Source organism: Sphingomonas sp. dw_22 (assembly GCF_018449795.1).
Classification (GTDB): Bacteria; Pseudomonadota; Alphaproteobacteria; order Sphingomonadales; family Sphingomonadaceae; genus Sphingomonas.
Genome location: NZ_JAAVVE010000021.1, coordinates 20,434 through 39,756 on the forward strand (window position 1 = coordinate 20,434; position 19,323 = coordinate 39,756).

The 19,323-nt window shown below is 68.3% G+C and carries 15 protein-coding genes; 13 read left to right on the top strand and 2 right to left on the bottom strand.

Going from position 1 to position 19,323, the window contains the following annotated elements; translation table 11 throughout:
* Positions 1–22 precede the first annotated feature (22 nt).
* Genes HB724_RS11150 through HB724_RS11190 form a run of 9 tightly spaced genes read left to right on the top strand, consistent with a single transcriptional unit; the run spans position 23 to position 10,289 of the window.
* Positions 23–1,186 carry a CaiB/BaiF CoA-transferase family protein gene (locus tag HB724_RS11150; RefSeq protein ID WP_213981007.1) on the top strand — a complete coding sequence of 388 codons (1,164 nt, stop codon included), beginning with the start codon at positions 23–25 and terminating at the stop codon, positions 1,184–1,186.
* The gene (locus HB724_RS11155) at positions 1,183–1,635 is read left to right on the top strand and encodes a MaoC/PaaZ C-terminal domain-containing protein (protein WP_213981008.1); all 453 of its coding nucleotides are present in this window, start codon (positions 1,183–1,185) and stop codon (positions 1,633–1,635) included. The genes HB724_RS11150 and HB724_RS11155 overlap by 4 nt, the downstream gene beginning before the upstream one ends.
* A gap of 2 nt (positions 1,636–1,637) precedes the next feature.
* Entirely contained in the window at positions 1,638–2,633 is a 996-nt protein-coding gene (locus HB724_RS11160; protein ID WP_213981009.1) for a sugar ABC transporter substrate-binding protein, read from the top strand.
* Positions 2,627–4,108: a sugar ABC transporter ATP-binding protein gene (locus HB724_RS11165; protein WP_213981010.1), complete on the top strand. Its 1,482-nt coding sequence runs from the start codon at positions 2,627–2,629 to the stop codon at positions 4,106–4,108. Before HB724_RS11160 ends, HB724_RS11165 begins: the two co-directional genes overlap by 7 nt.
* Positions 4,105–5,259, top strand: a complete 1,155-nt coding sequence (locus HB724_RS11170) for an ABC transporter permease (protein ID WP_213981011.1) — start codon at positions 4,105–4,107, stop codon at positions 5,257–5,259. The genes HB724_RS11165 and HB724_RS11170 overlap by 4 nt, the downstream gene beginning before the upstream one ends.
* Positions 5,256–6,446, top strand: coding sequence for an extracellular solute-binding protein (locus HB724_RS11175; RefSeq protein WP_213981012.1), 1,191 nt, complete (start codon positions 5,256–5,258; stop codon positions 6,444–6,446). The genes HB724_RS11170 and HB724_RS11175 overlap by 4 nt, the downstream gene beginning before the upstream one ends.
* Positions 6,443–7,492, top strand: a complete 1,050-nt coding sequence (locus tag HB724_RS11180; RefSeq protein ID WP_213981013.1) for a Gfo/Idh/MocA family oxidoreductase — start codon at positions 6,443–6,445, stop codon at positions 7,490–7,492. Before HB724_RS11175 ends, HB724_RS11180 begins: the two co-directional genes overlap by 4 nt.
* A complete protein-coding gene (locus tag HB724_RS11185) occupies positions 7,489–8,232 on the top strand; it encodes an SDR family oxidoreductase (protein ID WP_256731461.1) in 744 nt (247 codons plus the stop codon). The genes HB724_RS11180 and HB724_RS11185 overlap by 4 nt, the downstream gene beginning before the upstream one ends.
* Positions 8,229–10,289 (top strand): beta-galactosidase, encoded by a 2,061-nt coding sequence (locus HB724_RS11190; protein ID WP_213981015.1) that lies wholly within the window; start codon positions 8,229–8,231, stop codon positions 10,287–10,289. Before HB724_RS11185 ends, HB724_RS11190 begins: the two co-directional genes overlap by 4 nt.
* 115 nt (positions 10,290–10,404) lie before the next feature.
* Here HB724_RS11190 and HB724_RS11195 read toward each other — a convergent pair whose 3' ends face one another.
* Entirely contained in the window at positions 10,405–11,697 is a 1,293-nt protein-coding gene (locus HB724_RS11195) for a sugar MFS transporter (protein ID WP_213981016.1), read from the bottom strand.
* Positions 11,698–11,727: 30 nt separating this feature from the next.
* On the bottom strand, positions 11,728–12,708 hold the full coding sequence (araD1, locus tag HB724_RS11200; protein WP_213981017.1) for an AraD1 family protein: 981 nt from the start codon (positions 12,706–12,708) through the stop codon (positions 11,728–11,730).
* A gap of 383 nt (positions 12,709–13,091) precedes the next feature.
* Here araD1 and rhaT point away from each other — a divergent pair, with 383 nt between their 5' ends.
* From rhaT to HB724_RS11220, 4 genes are read left to right on the top strand one after another with little or no spacing between them, the layout of a single operon-like run.
* On the top strand, positions 13,092–14,174 hold the full coding sequence (gene rhaT / locus HB724_RS11205; protein WP_213981018.1) for an L-rhamnose/proton symporter RhaT: 1,083 nt from the start codon (positions 13,092–13,094) through the stop codon (positions 14,172–14,174).
* Entirely contained in the window at positions 14,171–17,368 is a 3,198-nt protein-coding gene (locus tag HB724_RS11210) for an alpha-L-rhamnosidase (protein ID WP_213981019.1), read from the top strand. The genes rhaT and HB724_RS11210 overlap by 4 nt, the downstream gene beginning before the upstream one ends.
* Before the next feature lie 18 nt (positions 17,369–17,386).
* Positions 17,387–18,055 (top strand): aspartate/glutamate racemase family protein, encoded by a 669-nt coding sequence (locus HB724_RS11215; protein ID WP_213981020.1) that lies wholly within the window; start codon positions 17,387–17,389, stop codon positions 18,053–18,055.
* Positions 18,052–19,305 (top strand): MFS transporter, encoded by a 1,254-nt coding sequence (locus HB724_RS11220; protein WP_213981021.1) that lies wholly within the window; start codon positions 18,052–18,054, stop codon positions 19,303–19,305. The genes HB724_RS11215 and HB724_RS11220 overlap by 4 nt, the downstream gene beginning before the upstream one ends.
* Positions 19,306–19,323 lie beyond the last annotated feature (18 nt).

A 19,323-nucleotide genomic window follows, 5' to 3' on the forward strand; every position in this document is an offset into this window, starting at 1 on the left:
TAATTGAGGGGATCGTCAGCATATGGCCGCCGCCCAGCAGGACCGCGACCTCGTCATGCCGCTCGACGGCGTGACCGTGCTCGATTTCAGCCAGTTCCTTGCCGGCCCCTCCTGCGCGCTGCGGCTCGGCGATCTCGGCGCGCGGGTCATCAAGGTCGAGCGGCCCGAAGGCGGCGACGCCAGCCGCGGGCTCTATCTCGCCGATCTGCCCTTCGATCAGGACAGCGCGCTGTTTCACGCGATCAACCGCGGCAAGCTGTCCGTGGCTGCCGATCTCAAGGATCCGGGCGATCTCGCCAGGGTCAAGGCGCTGGTCGCGCGCGCCGATGTGATGATCCACAATTTCCGGCCCGGCATCATGGAACGGCTCGAGCTCGGCTGGGACGACGTGTCGGCGCTCAACCCGCGGCTGATCTATGGCGGAGTGAGCGGCTATGGCCCAACGGGGCCGTGGCGCGACCGGCCGGGGCAGGATCTGCTTGTCCAGTCGCTTTCGGGCATCGCATGGCTGTCCGGCGATGCCGGCGCGGCACCGGTGCCTGCCGGACTTTCGATCACGGACATGATGGCGGGCGCCCAGCTCGCCCAGGGCATCCTCGCGCTGCTCGTCCGGCGGGGCATCACCGGCCGGGGCGGGCGCGTCGACGTCAGCCTGATCGAGACCGCGATCGACCTGCAGTTTGAGCATCTTGCAATCTATCTCAATCGCCAGGGCGCCATGCCGGAGCGCAGCGGCGTCGCCAATGCGAACCTCTATCTCGCCGCGCCCTATGGCATCTACGCGACCGGCGACGGCCATCTCGCGATCGCGATGTGCCCGGTCGACAAGCTCGCGGCGGTGATCGATTGCCCCGCGATCGCCGGCTATGCCCCAGATCGCTGGTTCCCGGAGCGCGACGCGATCAAGGCGGCGCTACGCGATCATCTCGCGACCCAGCCGACCCGCCACTGGCTGGACCGCCTCGAGCCCGCCGGCATCTGGGCGGCGCCGGTCAACGACTGGCCCAGCTTCATCGCCGATCCCGCCTTCGCCGCGCTCGACGCGACCCAGCGAGTGCGCTCGCCCGACGGCGCAGAACTGACTCTCACCCGCTGCCCGATCCGCGTCGACGGGCAGATCCTCGTCAACGGTCGCGCGGCGCCCCGGCTCGGCTCCGACACCGCCCTGCTGGACAAGCCCGCATGATCATCGAGCAATATTTCGAGGACTATGAGATCGGCTCCGAGCGGACCAGCTTCGGCCGCACGATCACCGAGACCGATTTCGTCGTCCATGCCGGCCACACCGGCGATTTCTTCCCGCACCACATGGATGCCGCTTGGTGCGCGACGCAGGATATCGGCCAGCGCATCGCGCACGGCACGCTGATCTTCTCGGTCGGGATCGGGCTCACCGCCACGACGATCAACCCGCACGCCATGTCCTATGGCTATGACCGGCTGCGCTTCATCCGCCCGGTCCATATCGGCGACACGATCACCACGATCACGCGCATCGCCGACAAGCGCGACCATCCCAAGCGCACGGCGCACGGCGTGGTGACCGAGGCCGTCGACATCCGCAACCAGCGCGGCGAGACGGTGCTGGCCTGCGAGCATCTCTATCTCGTGCTGCGCCGCGAGCCGCTCGCCTGACCATGCGGCTGCGCGCGATACCCTTGATTCTATGGACACTGGTCGTCTTCGTCGCGGTCGCGTCGCTGGTCATGCTGCGCCATTCGGCGAGCGCGGGGCCGGCTGCACCGGCAGTCGCGGGCGGCGGCCCGCGTTACGGCCTGTCGAGCGTCGGCCTCAGCTATCCCTTCGCCGCCGCCATCGCCAAGGGCTTCAGCGACGCGGCCGCCCAGGCCGGCGCCACGGCCGTCATCCTCGACGCGAAGGGCGACATCCAGAAACAGGCCAATGATATCGACGATCTGGTCGCGCAGAAAGTGAAGGGCATCGCGATCATGCCGCTCGACTCCGTCGTCGCCCAGGGCTGGGTCGATCGCGTCGGGCGTGCCGGCGTGCCGGTCGCGGCGGTCGCGGCGCTGATCGGCGATCCCAGGAAGCGCCGGATCGACGATGTCTATCCGGGCCTTGTCGCGCTGGCGTCGCAGGACGAAGTCGCCGCCGGTCAGGCAGCGGGCACGCTCGCCGCGCGCCTGTTGCCACGCGGGCGCACGGCGCGGATCGCGATCATCGAAGGCGCCGCCGGCTTCCCCGAAGTCGAGCAGCGCGCGCGCGGCTTCCGCCAGGGCCTGGCCAAGGCGGGCATCGCCCATGCAATCGTCGCCTCGCAACCCGGAGACTGGACAGCCGAGGGGGGCGAGGCGGCGTGCCAGAACATCCTGGCGGCACAGCCCGATATCGACATGTTCTTCAACGAGGCCGACGACATGGTGATCGGCTGCGCCCGCGCCGTCCGCGCGGCAGGCTCGCACGCGCGGCTGATCGGGGTCGGCGGATCGAAGCTCGCAGTCGCGTCGATCAAGGCCGGCGCGGTCGACGGCACCGTCTGCTTCAAGCCCGAGGCCCTGGGCGCGCTCGCCTTCCAGGCGCTGCATGAGAAGACCGGCGGTCCGCGCCTCCGCACCTATCCGATCCCCGCGGTCACCCGCGCCACGGTCGGCGAATGCGTCGGCCAATGGTGACGCTCCGCCTCGAAGGGATCGCCAAGACCTTCCCCAACGGCACGGTCGCGCTGCGCGGCGTCGACCTGACGCTCGAGCCCGGCAAGGTCCACGGCCTGCTCGGCGCCAACGGGGCCGGCAAATCGACCCTGATAAAGATCCTGGCGGGCGCGCATGCCCCGACCGCGGGCACCGTCTTCCGCAACGGCGCGCCCGTGCGCTGGTCGAACCCGCGCGACGCCAAGGCGGCCGGGGTCGCGACCATCTATCAGCATGTCCCGCTTGTTCCCACGCTGAGCGCGCTGGAGAATATCCTGCTCGACGAATCCGGCTGGCGGCGCGGCCGCAGTGCCGATCGCGACCGGATCGCAGCGCTGGTGGCGTCGCTGGGCGATCCGTTTCCGCTCGATACCCTGGTCGCCGACCTGCCGATCGGCGCGCGTCAGATGGTCTGCATCGCCCAGGCGCTCGCCTCGGGCGCCGAAGTGGTCGTCATGGACGAGCCGACCGCATCGCTTGCCGGACATGAGCGGACCCGCGTCTACGAGACGATCCGCCGGCTCGCCGCCGAGGGCAAGGCGGTGCTGTTCGTGTCGCACTTCATCAACGAGATCATCGCGCTCACCGATAGGGTGACGGTGTTGCGCGACGGGCGCACCGTGCTCAACGCCGTTACCGCGGAGCTGGAAGAGCATCAGGTCGCCGCCGCCATTGCCGGCCGCTCGGTGACCGCGCTGGAGCGATCCGCCGCGCCGCGCACCCTCGGCCGGCCCATACTCGACGTCCGCGACCTCGCCTCTCCCGGCAAGCTCGCGCCCACCAGCTTCACGCTTCGGGCCGGCGAGATACTGGGCCTGGTCGGCACGCTCGGCTCGGGCCGCAGCGAATTGCTGCACGCGATCTTCGGCGCGGACAGGCAGACGACGGGCACGGTGCTGCTCGACGGCGCACTGGTCGGGCGCTGGACGGACGAAGCGGTCGCCGCCGGCATCGCGCTCGTGCCCGAGGACCGCGCGGCGCAAGGCTATATCCCCGCGCTGACCCTCGCCGAGAACATCGCCCTGCCCCGCGCGGCCGGCATCCTGCTGGACGATGCCGCCGACACCGCCGCCGCGCAGGCAGCGATCGAACGGCTGGCGATCAAGGCGCCGGGTCCGGATGCGTTGCCCGGCGAGCTTTCGGGCGGCAATGCGCAAAAGGTGGTGATCGCCAAATGGCTGTCGCCCGACACGCGCGTGCTGCTGCTCGACGAGCCCACCGCCGGCATCGACATCGGTGCCCGCACCGACATCCTCCGCCTCATCCGCACCCTCGCCGACGAGGGATTGCCGGTGATCCTGGTCTCCTCGGAATTCGAGGAGCTGCTCGCGGTCTGCGATCGCCTGCTGGTGCTGCGCGACGGCGCGGTCGTCGGCGAGGCCGATCCGGCGACCCGGACCGAATCAGACCTTATCCTCATGGCCGGGGGCAGCGCCCCCTTGGGAGCCGCTGCATGATCGACTGGCGTCGTACCTTCGGGCTGCGGGAAGCGGGCGTCTATTACGCCCTGCTGCTGCTGCTCGCCGTCCTTGCCGCGCTGGCGGCCGCGCATGGCCTTCCGGCGTATCTCTCGGGACAGAATCTCGGCAACATCGCCTATCAGGCCTCGCTCGTCGGGATCATGGGCGTGGCGATGACGGTGATGCTGATTACCGGCGCGTTCGACCTGTCGGTGGCATCGGTGGCGGCGCTGGCGGCGGCGGTGCTGGTCGGGCTCGCCGGCCAGATCGGCTTCGTGCCGGCGGCATTTGCGGCGCTGTGCACCGCGGCGGCGATCGGACTGCTCAACGGCGCGATCGTCCAGTTCGTCGGCATCAACGCCTTCATCGTCACCCTGGGCACGCTTACCGCCGTGCGCGGCCTGGTGCTGATCCTCACCGACGGACGCTCGCTGATGGTCGAGCAGCCCCAGGTGCTTGCCGAGATGCTGGCGTTCGAGAGCACGCGCATCCCGCTGTTCTGGCCGCTCCTGGCGCTGGCCGTAGCGCTGGTGGTGCTGGGGCTGGTGCGCAAGCTGCCTCTCACGATCGCCGGTGGCGCCGTCATCGCCGGACTCGGCCTGATCGCCGGCACCGGCTTCACTGTCGCCGCGCCGGTGGTCTATCTTGCCCTCTTCACTGCGCTGATCTGGTTCGTGCTGCGCTTCACCGTGATCGGCCGGCGCCTCTACGCGGTCGGCGGCAATGCCGAGGCGGCACGGCTTTCCGGCATCAACGTCCATGCCTATCGCCTGGGCGCCTTTGTCCTCTCCAGCGTCGCGGCGGGCTTTGCCGGGATCCTGTTCGGCTGCCGGCTCGGTGCGATCAACCCGACCGCGCTCCAGGGCGCCGAGCTGACGGTGATCGCCGCCGCAATCCTGGGCGGCACGTCGCTGTTCGGCGGCGCCGGCAGCGTCGTGAAGACCGTGGTCGGCGCGCTGCTGCTCTTCACGCTCACCAACGGCTTCAACATCCTCAATCTCGGCGCCAATTATCAGGGGCTGATCGAAGGCGTGGTCGTGGTCGTCGCCGCCGCGATCTACACGATCGGCGCGGACCGCCGCCGCGCCCGGCCGTCGACTGCCGACACCGCGCCTGATGCCCCGCCCGTCGCGGAGGCATCGGCATGACCCGGACGCTGCGCATCGCCGTCCGCAAGTTCGGCCCGTTCGAAACCGCCATCGCGAAGCAGTTCGCCGATTTCGTCGCGGCGACGGGCACCGATGCCGTGATCGAGGCGGTGGCGATGGATCTCAACCCGCTCCACCAGGCGGCGATCGGCGATCGCGGCCTCGCCACCGGGGACTGGGACGTCGCCTTCATGGCGACCGACTGGCTCGCCGAGGCCCACGCGGACGGTCTGCTGGAGGATCTCTCCCCGCACCTGGCCCGCGCGCCGATCGCCGATTTCCCCGATGCCTGGAGCCCCTCGCTGACGACGATGCAGCGCTTCGCCGGGGGCTTCTGGGGCATGCCCTATCATGACGGGCCGGAATGCCTGGTCTATCGCCGCGACCTGCTCGACGCGGCCGGCATCGCAGTCCCCACGACCTGGGACGAATTCCATGCCGCCGCCCGCGCACTCCATCGGCCGGAGCAGGAGCAATACGGCACCGTGCTCGCGCTGTTCCCGGACGGGCACAACAGCTTCTACGATTTCTGCATCCATATCTGGTCGCGCGGCGGCGAGCCGTTCGACGCCGCGGGTCGCCCCGCCTTCACCTCGCCCCAGGCGCATGCGGCTCTCGATTTCCTGCGTACCCTCGCCGCCGATACCGGTGCGATCGCGCCCGGCGCGCGCGCGCTGGACAGCGTCAAGTCCGGCCTGTTGTTCGCCGAGGGCAAGGTCGCGCTGATGGCGAACTGGTTCGGCTTCGCCGCCTATGCCGACACTGCCGCCGACAGCCAGGTGAAAGGGCTGGTCGACGTCGCCCCGCTTCCCGCCGGGCCGGGCGGACGGAGCGTTTCGCTCAACGTCTTCTGGGTGCTCACGATCGGCGCCGGTTCGCGCAACAAACAGCTCGCCTGGGATTTCCTGCGCCACTGCGCCACCGCGCCGATGGACAAGCTCACCACCACCGAAGGCGCGATCGGCGTGCGCAAGTCGACCTGGGCGGATGCCGAGGTCAATGCGCTCGTCCCCTATTATCACCGGCTGGACTGGCTCCACGAACATGCCCGCGAGATGCCGCTGACGCCCAAGCTCGCCGACATCTCGCATATCGTCGATGCGATGCTCACCGCGGCGGTCACCACCGATACGCCGACCGCCGAGCTTCTCGCCGCCGCGCAGGCCGAGGCGGAGGCGGCGCTTTGAGCGCGCTCCATCAAAGCTGGCCGATGCCGTCCGCCCCGCGCCCGATCGTCGTCATCGGCACCGGCGGCATCGTCAAGGACGCCCATCTTCCCGCCTATCGCAAGGCCGGCTTCACCGTCGCGGGCGTCTACGACACCGATCGCGCGCGCGCCGCCGATCTTGCCCGGGAATGGAGCATCCCGACGGTCTTCGGCACGCTGGAAGAGGCGGCGGCCGCTGATGCGGTGTTCGACGTCGCCGCGCCGCCGGTCGCCCATGCCGCGATCCTCTCGGCGCTGCCCGAGGGCGCGACCGTGCTGCTCCAGAAGCCGATGGGCCTCGATCTCGTCGCCGCCACCGCGATCCGCCAGGTCTGCCGGGACCGCAGCCTCATCGCGTCGGTCAACTTCCAGCTCCGCTATTCGGCGATGATGCTCGCCGTGGCGGATGCGATCGCGCAAGGCCGGCTCGGCGAGCTGGTCGAGATCGAGGTTCACCTCAATCTCGTCACGCCATGGCACCTGTTTCCGCACCTCATCCCCAATCCCCGGGTCGAAATCGTCTCGCATTCGATCCATTATCTCGACACGATCCGGGCGCTGGCCGGCGATCCCAAAGGCGTGTTCGCGCGAAGCTATGGCCATCCGTCGAGCCGGCTCGCGGACACACGCACCACCGCCATCCTCGATTATGGCGAGACGCTGCGCGCGACGCTCTCGATCAACCACCACCATGATTTCGGCCGCCGGTTCCAGGACGCCTCGTTCCGCGTCGAGGGTAGCGAGGGCGCGGCGATGGTGAAGCTCGGGCTGCTGCTCGACTATCCCACCGGTGAGCCCGACGAACTCTGGCTGGCGGCCAAGGGCGGCCCCTGGGAGCAGATTCCGCTTCAGGGCGCGTGGTTTCCCGATGCCTTTGTCGGCCCGATGGCCAATCTCCAGCGCTTCGCCGCCGGCGAGGATGCGACGCTCGCGACCCATGTCGAGGACGCATGGCGAACAATGGCGCTGGTCGAAGCCTGCTATCGCGCCGCCACGGCGCCGGCCACTCCAATCCCTACAGAATGAAGGACTCCGAAGTGATCGATCTTTCCGGCAAGACCGCCCTCGTCACCGCCGCCGCGCAGGGTATCGGCCGCGCTTCGGTGATCGCGCTCGCCGAAGCCGGTGCGCGCGTGATCGCGACCGACGTCAACGAAGCCGCGCTCGAAGGCCTGGCCGGCGAGCGCATCGCGACGATGCGGCTCGACGTGCTCGACGCGGACGCCATCGCCCGCCTGATCGGCGAAGTCGGCGAGGTGGACATCCTCTTCAACTGCGCCGGCGTCGTCCATGCCGGCTCGCTGCTCGAATCCACCGATGCCGATCTCGATTTCGCCTATGAACTGAACGTCAAGGCGATGACGCGGATGTGCCGCGCGGTGCTGCCGGGCATGATCGCCAAGGGCGACGGCGCGATCGTCAACATGGCCTCGGTCGCGTCCAGCGTGAAGGGGGTGCCCAATCGCTTCGCCTATGGAGTCACCAAGGCGGCGGTGATCGGCCTCACCAAGGCGGTTGCCGCCGATTATGTCGGCCAGGGCGTGCGCTGCAATGCGATCTGCCCGGGCACCGTCGAGACGCCGTCGCTGCGCGACCGGCTTTCGGCGCAGGGCGATTATGAGACGACCCGCGCGGCGTTCGTCGCGCGCCAGCCGATCGGCCGGATCGGCAAGCCGGAGGAGATCGCCGACCTGGTCGTCTATCTCGCCGGCGCGACCTACACGACCGGCCAGATCCACAACATCGACGGTGGCTGGTCGATATGAAGACGCTGCTCGCTCTCGCCGCTTCCGCCCTGGCGCTCGCAGTTCCGATGGCCGCGCATGCGCAGGCCGTCGCGCCCGCCGGCCAGGAACAGTTCAAGAAGCTCTGGCTGGGCTCCGCCTGGTATCCCGAGCAATGGCCCGAGGAGCGCTGGGCCGAGGATCTGCAGCTGATGCAGGCGCAGGGCGCCAATGTCGCGCGCATCGGCGAGTTCGCCTGGAGCCGGATGGAGCCGCGCGAAGGCGAGTACGACATGGACTGGCTGGTCCGCGCCGTCCGCCTCGCGGCCAGATACGATATCAAGATCGTGATCGGCACGCCGACCGATACGCCCCCCGCCTGGATGACCCAGAAATATCCCGAGGTGCTGCGCGTCGATGGCGACGGCAAGCGGCTGGGCCATGGCGGACGGCGGCAATTCTCGATCTCATCGCAGCGCTATCGCGCATTCAGCCGCGACATCGTCTCGCGCATGGCCGCCGCGCTCGGCAACGAGCCCAATGTCGTCGGCTGGCAGATCGGCAACGAATATACCGACGAGAGCTATGATCCCGATGCCCGCGCGGCCTGGATCGCCTGGCTGAAGCAGCGCTACGGCACGCTCGACAAGCTCAACGAGGCGTGGGCCACCGCCTATTGGTCGCAGACCTATTCCGCCTGGGACCAGGTGCCTTTCAACACCGAGAAGGGCAATCCCGGGCTGATGCTGGAGCAGAAACGCTTCATCACCAGCCAATGGGTCGATTTCCAGAAGAACCAGCTCGACGCGATCCGCGCCAAGGCGAGCTCGGCGCAATTCATCACCACCAATCTGGGCGGGCTGGGCTGGGCCAACAAGTTCGATCGCTACGCGATCAACCGCGATCTCGATTTCGCCTCCTGGGACAATTATGTCGGCACCGGGCACCTCCAGCCCTATCGCAACGGGGCGACGCACGACCTGGTCCGCGGCTGGAAGCGCCGCAACTTCTGGGTGATGGAAATCCAGCCGGGCTTCGTGAACTGGGCGCCGGTGAGCAACATGCTCTACCCCGGCGAGACCCGCGCGATGGCGTGGCAGGCGATCGGCCACGGCGCCGACGGCGTCCTCTACTGGCAGTGGCGCAATGCGCTGAACGGCCAGGAGACGATGCACGGATCGATCGTCGGCCCGGACGGCAAGCCCCTGCCCGTCTATGGCGAGGTGTCGCAGATCGGCCGCGAGCTGGCCAAGGCGTCGCCGGTCATCGCCGGCACGCATCCGGTGTCGCCGGTCGCGATCCTGCAGGACTATCCGAGCCGCTGGGCGATCGACTTCCAGTTGCACCACAAGGATTACGACCAGATCGCGGTGCTGCTCGACTATTACCAGCCGCTCAAGGACGCGCTGGGCGCGGTCGACATCGTCGAGGCCGACGGCCCGCTCGACGGGTACAGGCTGATCGTCGCCCCCAGCCTCAACGTCATCACCGACGAGATGGCGGCAAAACTCGCGGCTTATGTACGCGGTGGCGGGCACCTGATCCTCGGGCCGCGCTCGGGGATGAAGGACGCCTTCAACCGTCTCGACCCGAAGCGCCAGCCCGGTCCGCTCGCCGATCTGCTCGGCGGCCAGGTCGAGCAATTCTATGCCCTTGATGAGACGATTGCGGTCGGAGACGGCAAGGCGACGATCTGGGCCGAGGATCTCTCGGCCAAGGCGCCCGACACGCAAGTCCTGCTGCGCTACGGCAAGGCCAATGGCTGGCTCGACGGCCACCCCGCCGCGATCACGCGCCGGGTCGGCAAGGGCAGCATCACCTATGTCGGCGCGCTGGTTGACGGCACGGTGATGCAGGGGCTGATCGACAAGGCGCTCGCCGAAGCGAACGTCTCGCGCGATTTCACCGTGCCGGAGGATGTCGAGCTGATGACGCGCACGGGCAGCGGGCGCTCGATCGTGATCCTGATAAACCACGGCCGCGAACGCCGCACCGTCACGCTGCCTCAGGCGATGACCGACGTGCTGGCCGGCGGGCGCAAGACTTCCGTCGTCCTCAACGCAGAGGGCGTCGCGGTGCTCCAGCGCCCGGCGGAATAGGCCAACCCGTTCCATCAATCGTCACCCCGGCGAAGGCCGGGATCCAGAGTCACAAGCGACGCGGCAGAGGAACTCTGGATCCCGGCCTTCGCCGGGATGACGGGAAGTATTGAGCCTAGCCGACGACGGGCTGCTCGCTGGGCACCCGGCTGCCCCACAGCGCGTAGAACAGGACGTAGACCTCACACGCCGCGGTCAGCAGGAAAGACGTCTGCAGGCCATAGGCGTCGGCGATCCATCCCTGGACGAACACCAGCGCACCGCCCGCGATCGCCATGATGAGCAGCCCCGATCCTTCCTCGGTCAGCGGGCCCAGCCCCTTGATGCCGAGCGTGAAGATCGTCGGAAACATGATCGAGTGGAACAGGCCGACCGCGATCAGCGCCCACATCGCCACCGGGCCGTTCGCGAAGGTGACGATCAGCATCACCGCCAGCGCCCCCAGGCTCGCCCCCGCCAGCACCCGGCCGGCATCGATCGAACGCATCAGAAAGCTGCCGACGAACCGGCCGACCATCATGCCGCCCCACAGCAGGAACAGATAGCGCGATGCCTGCTCGTGCGTCAGGTTGCCGATATCCGGCTGGCTGACGAAGTTGATGAACAGATTGCCCACGCCGATCTCGGCAATCAGGTAGATGAAGATCGCAGGCACGCCGAACACCAGGTTACGGTGACGCCACAGCGAGAGGCTCTTGCGCTCCCCGCCGGCAAGGCGGCGCGTGGCGCTTCCCATGTCGGGCAGGCGATACCGCGCTATCACGAACGCAAGCGCGATCAGCACCGCCGCGACGATCAGATAGGGCAGTTGCACCGCCTGCGCATCGGCGAGCCGCTCGGCCGCGGTGAGCTTCACGGCATCGGTACTCGTACCCGAAGTCGAACGGCCCAGGATCAGATAGCCCCCGAACAGCGGCGCCAGCGTCGTGCCCATCGAGTTGAACGCCTGGACGAGGTTGAGCCGCGACGAGGAGGTCTGCGGCGGGCCGACCACGGCGACATAGGGATTGGCCGCGACCTGGAGCAGCGTGATCCCGCTCGCGATCACGAACAGCGCGAACAGCGTGACGCCGAAGGAGGGAATGCGCGCCGCCGGGATCATGCCCAGCGCCCCGGCCGCCATGATCGACAGCCCGATCACCATCGACTTCTTGTAGCCGACCCGCTCGATCAGCTTCGCCGAGGGGATCGAGGCAAAGAAATAGGCGATGAACCAGACGCTCTCGATCAGCGTGGTCTGGGTGTAGTTGAGTTCGAACACGCTGCGCAGGTGCGGCAGCAGCGTACCGTTGATGACGGTGATGAAGCCCCACATGAAGAAGAGCGTCGCAAGCAGCGTCAGCGCGCCGCGATAGGTCTCTGTCGTCGACGGCGACGTTGTCGCGCCAATCGGTAGCGGTCCGGCCATTCGATCCTCTCCCTGCGGGATTCTGTTTTTTTAGAGCGCGTGCACGCGATGCTGCGTCTCGTCCGCTATCGCCAGCTTATTCTCCAGCGGCAGGCCGAATTCGGGCACTTCGATGCGGAAGACATCGCCCGGAGCGGCGCGCATGCCGGCGGCGAAGGACAAGGTCGCCGTGCCGAAGAAATGGATGTGCACGTCCCCCGGCCGGCGGAACTGGGCATATTTGAAATGATGATATTCGAGATTGGCGATGCTGTGAGACATGTTCGCCTCGCCGGAGAGGAACGGCGCCGACCAGATCGTCTCGCCGCCGCGCACCAGGCTGCTGGTGCCGCGAATGTCCTGCGGCAGCGCGCCGACCAGAAGCTCGGGACCGATCGCGGCCTGGCGCAGCTTGGAATGCGCGAGGTAGAGATAATTCTGCTGCTCGGTCACATGATCCGAAAACTCGTTGCCCAGCGCGAAGCCGATGCGATGCACCCGCCCATCGTGTCCGATCAGGTAGATGCCGGCGATCTCGGGCTCCTCCCCGCCATCGAGCGCGAAGGAGGGCGACGTCAGGGGCCTGCCGGGGCCGATCAGCCCCGTTCCGTCGCCCTTGTAGAACCATTCGGGCTGCACGCCCGGCGCATCGCCTTCCGGCTTGCCGCCTTCCAGGCCCATCCGGAACATGCGGATCGAATCCGTCTCGGTTCCGCTTGCGGCCGCCTGGTGCATCTTGTCGCGCGCATCGGCCGAGCCGAGATGGGTGAGCCCGGTGCCGGTCAGCACAAGGTGCGCGGGGTCGTCATGGTCAATCGGCGCGAGGACATCGCCTGCGGCCAGCGCCGCCGCGAGATCGACCGAACGCCCAAGGGACCGCGCCGCCACCTCTTCGGCCAGCGAGCGCCCCGCTTCGATGGCCGCCAGCGCGAGCGCGCGCACCGAATCGGTGCCGGTGACGATCCGGGCATCACCGCCCTGCGACGCGGCGACAACCCGCTTACCGTCGATACGAAGCTGTACGAGACGCACGCGAACCCCTCCTCAATATTATATTACTATTCTAGACATGGACCATGCGATGATGCAAAGCCTTTGTCGCCTCACCCGGTTGGGGGAAGCGCGGGTCTCCATCGATTGACCCCGGTTTATTCTTCATATTATATCCCTTTTTAACAATCGGGCGGCAGCCCGCCCATAAGAGGCGGCATCCGCGATCTGGGAGAGTTCGAGTGCCCGAAATACCGTTCGTCGACGCTCATCCCGGTTCCCAGGCCCTGCCGACCAGCCCCTATTCCCGGCTCTCGCCGCCCGCCTGCCGCGGCCTGCGATAGTGCGCGCCGCCTTCCGGACAGCGCCCGCATCCCGCCTCGACATCGCCTTCCGTCCCGATCGATCTGGGGGAATTCAGCTTCATGCCCGCTAACCCGCTTCTCGGCGTCTTCTTCCACTGGCTGGGCGGCTTCGCCTCGGCCAGCTTCTACGTGCCGTATCGCGGCATCCGGAGATGGAGCTGGGAGATCTTCTGGATCACCGGCGGCATCTTCTCCTGGGTGATCGCACCCTGGACGTTCGCCGGCGTCCAGACCCACGACCTGATGGGCGTGATGGCGCAGGTGCCCGGCCGCACCGTCGGCCTGTGCGTGCTGTTCGGCATGCTCTGGGGCTTTGGCGGCCTCACCTACGGCCTCACGATGCGCTATCTCGGCCTGTCGCTGGGCATGGCGGTGGTGCTCGGGCTGTGCACCCTGTTCGGCACGATCATCCCGCCGATCTTCCAGGGCGATTTCGCCGCCAAGCTGCTCGATACGCCGAGCGGCCTGTTCATCCTGCTCGGCCTCGGCATCACCTTGCTCGGCATCATCGTCGTCGCGCTTGCGGGCGCGCGCAAGGATGCGGTGCTCTCCCCCGAGCAGAAGGCGGCCGCCGTCGCCGAGTTCGATTTCCGCAAGGGCGTCGCCGTCGCGGTCTTCTCCGGCATCATGTCGTCCTGCTTCGCCTTCGGACTCGCGGCGGGCGAGCCGGTCAAGGCGCTTTCCGCGGCCGCCGGCACGGGCCCGCCCTGGACCGGCCTGCCGACCCTGTGCCTTGTCATGTTCGGCGGGCTCATCACCAATGCGGCCTGGTGCGGCTGGCTGATCGTCAGGAACCGCAGCGCCGGCGAGTTCATCGGCCGCGCCGGACCCGCGGCGGATGCCGACGGCGCGCCTCCGCCCCTGCTGCGCAACTATCTCCTCGCCGCGCTCGGCGGCACGCTCTGGTATTTCCAGTTCTTCTTCTACACGATGGGCGAGAGCCAGATGGGCCGCTTCGGCTTCTCCTCCTGGACGCTGCACATGGCCTCGATCATCATCTTCGGCACGCTCTGGGGCTTCGCCTTCCGCGAATGGAAGGATGCCGCCCCACGGGTTCGCGCGATGGTGTGGTTCGGCATCTTCCTGCTCGTATTCGCCACCGTCGTCATCGGGTACGGCAACATGTTGGGATCACACGCATGACCACGCGCCGCCAATTCCTGGCCACCACCGGCACCGTCGCGGCGCTGGCCTCCGTGCCCGCCCGGGCAGCGGCCCCCACGCTCGCCGTCGTCGATCTGCGCGCCGAGCATATCGCCGACCTGCTCGGCACCGACGTCGCTAAGCCGCGCTTGTCCTGGCGGATCGAAGCGCCGGGCCGCGGTGCCGCGCAGGCCAGCTACCGCATCCGCGCCGGCACCGCGCCCGGCAAGACGGACCTCTGGGACAGCGGCGCCATCGCCTCCGACGCGAGCTTCGACATCGTCTGGGGCGGCGCACCCCTCCAATCGACGCAGCGCGTGTCGTGGACCGTCGAGGTGACCGACAGCCGCGGCGGCAAGGCGCGCTCCGCGCCGGCATGGTTCGAGACGGGCCTCTATGCCCCGGCGGACTGGCGCGGCGACTGGATCGAGGCCGAGGACGCCCTGGCCGCCGGCGATCGCGCGGCCGGCGTGCAATGGGTCTGGACCGAAAAGGCGCTGGACTCCCGTCCCCATGCCTTCCGCGTCGATTTCGATGCCCCCGCCGATCTCGAACGCGCGGAGATCCTGATCTCCGGCAAGGATCACATGCGCGGGGTGTGGATCAACGGCGAGAGCAAGAACCCCGATGCGCTGCCGCTGGGGCTGGGCTGGGACACGATGCTGCCCTTCTGGGGCTCGCTCACGCCGTTCGAGGGGAATATCCGCCCCGGCCGCAACAGCGTCTGCGCGCTGGTCGAGGCCGAGACGACCGGCTTCTTCCCCGTCGACGGCGGCGCCTTCGCGGCGCTGATCCGGCTCCACCGCAAGGGCGGACGGATCGATCGCATCGTCAGCGGCCCGGCCTGGCGCGTCCTGCCGAACGCACCCAAAGGCTGGACCGAGCCCGGCTTCGACACCGGCGGCTGGGAAGTCCCCCAAAAGAGCGGCTCGCACGCCGACAGCGATCCGCGTCCGTCCGAGCCCGCGATGCTGCTGCGCACGGCCTTCCGCCCGAAGAAGCAAGTGGTCTCCGCGCGGCTCTATGCGACCGCGCTCGGGGCCTATGATGCATCGATCAACGGCAAGCGCGTCTCCGATGCGATCCTCGCGCCCGAGATCACCGTCGCGCGCGACCACCTCCTCTACCAGACCCATGACGTCACCAGGCTGATCGCGTCCGGCGACAATGTGCTGGGCTTCGTGGTCGGCGACGGCTGGTATGCCAGCCCCTTCGGCTGGCGGATCGAGCGCTACGGCTTCGGCCCGGCGCCGCGCCGGCTGTGCGCGCAGCTCCGGCTCGACTATGCCGACGGCACGCACGACTGGGTGGCGACCGGCCCCGACTGGCGGATCGGCACCTCGCCGATCGTCAAGTCCGAGATCTATGACGGCGAGACGTTCGACGCCCGCCTGCGCACGCCGGGATGGGACAAGCCGGGCTTCGACGCCGCCGCCTGGCCCCGGGCGAAGCGCGGCGCGGCGCCGGCGGCAAGGCTGGTCGCGCAGGTATCGCCGCCGCTGCGGCCGATGGACACGCGCCGCGCGGCCAAGATCACCGAGCCGCAGCCGGGGCGGTTCGTCTTCGATTTCGGCCAGAATTTCTCGGGCTGGGTCCGCATCAAGGCCAAGGGGCAGGCAGGTCAGGCGATCACCGCCCGCTTCGCCGAGCTGCTCAACCCGGACGGCACCGCCGACCAGAAGAATCTCCGCCTCGCCCGCGCCACCGACCGGTTCGTGCTGGCCGGCGATCCCGGCGGCGAGACGTTCGAGCCGAGCTTCACCTATCACGGCTTCCGCTATGTCGAGATCGAGGGCTATCCCGGCACGCCGACCGCCGCCGATATCGAAGGCGTCATCGTCTACAGCGCCTGCCGCACGACCGGCGAGATGCGCTTCGCCGCGCCGCTGCTCCAGAAGATCTGGCAGAATGCCGAATGGAGCCAGCGCTCGAACTTCTTCGCGGTGCCCACCGATTGCCCCCAGCGCGACGAGCGCATGGGCTGGATGGGCGACATCCAGGTGTTCCTCGACGCGGCCGCCTTCAACATGGAGGTCGATCCGTTCATCCGCCGCTTCCTCCTCGAGGTGCGCGCGGCACAGCGCAAGGACGGAGCCTACCCCATCGTCGTGCCGCAGCCCAATTCCTTCCCGGACGTGGTAACGGCCGGCTGGAGCGAAGCGGGGATCATCCTCCCCTATCGCCTGTGGCAGCGCTATGGCGACACGGCGGTGATCGACGAGAACTGGGCGGCGATGGAGGGCTGGACGGCCTATGTCGCCCGCGACAATCCCGACTTTATCTGGCGCAAGGACCGCGGGCTCGATCTGGGCGACTGGCTCTCGGTCGACGCGGTCAAGCCCGACGACGAAACCACGCCGCGCGTGCTGTGCGCCACGGCCTATTGGGCATGGTCGGCGGCGCTGATGGCCGAGATGGCGGTCGCCACCGGCCGCACTGCCGACGCGAGGCGCTATGCCGACCTGCGCGAGCGGATCGTCCAGGCGTCGCAATCGCTGCTCAAGCCCGACGGCACCGCCGGCAACGGCAGCCAGACCAGCCAGGTGCTCGCGCTGCATTGCGGCCTCACGCCCGCCACGCAGCGCGGCGCGGCGGCCAGTATCCTCGCCGCCGATATCCGCCGGCGCGGCATGAAGCTCTCCACCGGCTTCCTCGGCACACCCTATCTGCTCGACGTGCTCGCCGATGCCGGCGAATGGGAGGTGGTGAGCGGCCTGCTGCTCCAGACCGGCTATCCGAGCTGGGGCTATATGCCGGTCAAGGGCGCGACGACGGTGTGGGAACGCTGGAACGGCGATGTCGGCGACCTCGCGATGAACAGTTACAATCATTATGCGCTCGGCGCGGTGGTCGGCTTCTTCTACCGCCGCCTCGCCGGCATCGCGCCCGCCGCGCCCGGCTTCCGCCGCATCGCGGTCCGGCCGGTCTGGCTGCCCGCGGTCGGCAAGGTCTCCGCCCGATATGAATCGTGCATCGGCACGATCGCGACCGAGGTGAACGGCGACGCGCAGGGCCTCTCCAGCCTGTCGCTCACCGTGCCCGCCAATGCCGTCGCCGAAGTCGAGCTGCCCGCCCGCGCCTGGCGCGAGAGCGGCCGCGCGATCGATGGCCATCCCGACATCCGGAACCTGCGCCGCGACGGCGATCTCATCCGCTTCGAGCTCGGCTCGGGCGACTACCGCTTCACGCTATAATCCAAAGAGGAACTGCCCGTGCCCACGCTTGGACTCATCCACAATTCGCCGATGCTGGCGCCGGTGTTCAACGAAATCGCCGCCAGGATCATGCCGGACGTGCGGATCCTGCATTTCGTCGATGAGAGCACGATCAAGAACACGATCGCCGCGGGCCATCTCCAGAAGGCGACGATGCGCCAGGTGATCCGCCTGGTCGGCTCGACCTTCAATGCCGGGTGCGACGCCGCGCTGGTCACTTGTTCCTCGATCGGCCGGGCAGTCGACATGGCGGCCGAGCTTTATGAGCAGCCTGTGCTACGCGTCGATCGGCCGATGGCCGAGAAGGCAGTCGCGACCGGGCGCCGGATCGGCGTTGTCGCCACCCTGTCCACCACGCTCAAGCCGACCGCCGACCTGGTCCGCCGCGTGGCCGAGGAGCAGGGCAAGGACGTCGAGATCGTCGAATATCTCTGCGAAGGTGCTTTCGACGCAGTGATGGCCGGCGACGGCGCCACCCATGACCGCATCGTCGGCGAGGCGCTGACCGAGGGGCTGAAGGGTGTCGACGTAATCCTGCTCGCCCAGGCATCGATGGCCCGCGTCGTGGCGAGCCTGCCCGCAGGCGCGGTGGCCGCGCCGGTCTTCTCCAGCCCCGAGCTGGGCATGGAGCACGCCCGCGACATACTGGCGAGCCTGGCGAAATGAAGAAGCGGCGCGTCGTTCTCGGTTTCCTCGCCGCCCTGTCGATCATCACCTTCATCGATCGGCTGGCGATCGCGGTCACCGGCCCGACGATCCAGAAGGATCTGGCGATCAGCCCCGAGCAATGGGGCTGGATCCTCAGCGCCTATGTCATTGCCTATGCGGTGTTCGAAGTCCCTTCGGGCGCGATGGGCGACAAGCATGGCTATCGCAAGGAACTCACCCGGATCACGCTCTGGTGGTCGTTCTTCACGGCGATCACGGCGGTATGCCGCAATTTCTGGCAACTGGCGGCGGCGCGCTTCCTGTTCGGCCTCGGCGCGGCCGGCGCCTATCCCAACATGTCGGGCGTGCTCTACCGCTGGCTGCCGGCACGCGAGCGTGCACGCGGCCAGGGCGTGATCTGGGCGGCGAGCCGCTTCGGCGGCGCGCTCGCGCCGCTGCTGCTGGTGCCGGCGAACAAATATCTCGGCTGGCAGGCGGTGTTCGTCATCCTCGGCGTGCTGGGCTTCGTCTGGGCCCTCGCCTGGCGGGGCTGGTATCGCGACCGGCCGGCCGACCAGCCGGGGATCACGGCAGAAGAAGTCGCGGAGATCGGCACCGACGATAGCGGCGGCCATGCGGGCACCCCGTGGCGGCGCCTGCTCGGCCTGCCGCAGCTCTGGCTGATCGCGCTTGCCTATTTCTTCTATGCGTTCGGAAGCTGGTTCTTCTTCGGCTGGTTCCCGACCTGGATGGTCAAGGGCGCCGGCTTCACCGTCGCCGAGATGGGCCTCTACGGATCGATCCCCTTCCTGCTCGGCATCGTCGGCAATCTGGCGGGCGGCGTGCTGTGCGACAGGCTGGCCGAACGCATCGGCATCCGCCGCGCCTACCGCCTGATCGCCAGCGTGTGCCTGACGATCACCGCCGCGCTGCTCGTGGCGATGAGCCTGGCGACCGGCAAGATCGCGATCGTCTTCCTGGCGGGCGCCGCCTTCATGGTCATGGACCTGATGCTCCCCGCCGCCTGGGCGATGTGCATGGCGATCGGCGGACGCTATGGCGGCACCGCCAGCGGGGTGATGAACACCGCCGGCAATCTGGGCGGCTTCATTTGCTCGGTCGCGTTCGGCTATATGGTCACGGCCACCGGCAATTATGACCTGCCGCTGCAGGGCGTGGCCGCGATGGTATTGATCGCTGCGGGCATCTTCGTGCTGATCGATTGCACCAAGGGCTTCGACCATAAGGCAGCGCCGGCGGGCCTCTGAGGGAGTCCCGCCGGGCTG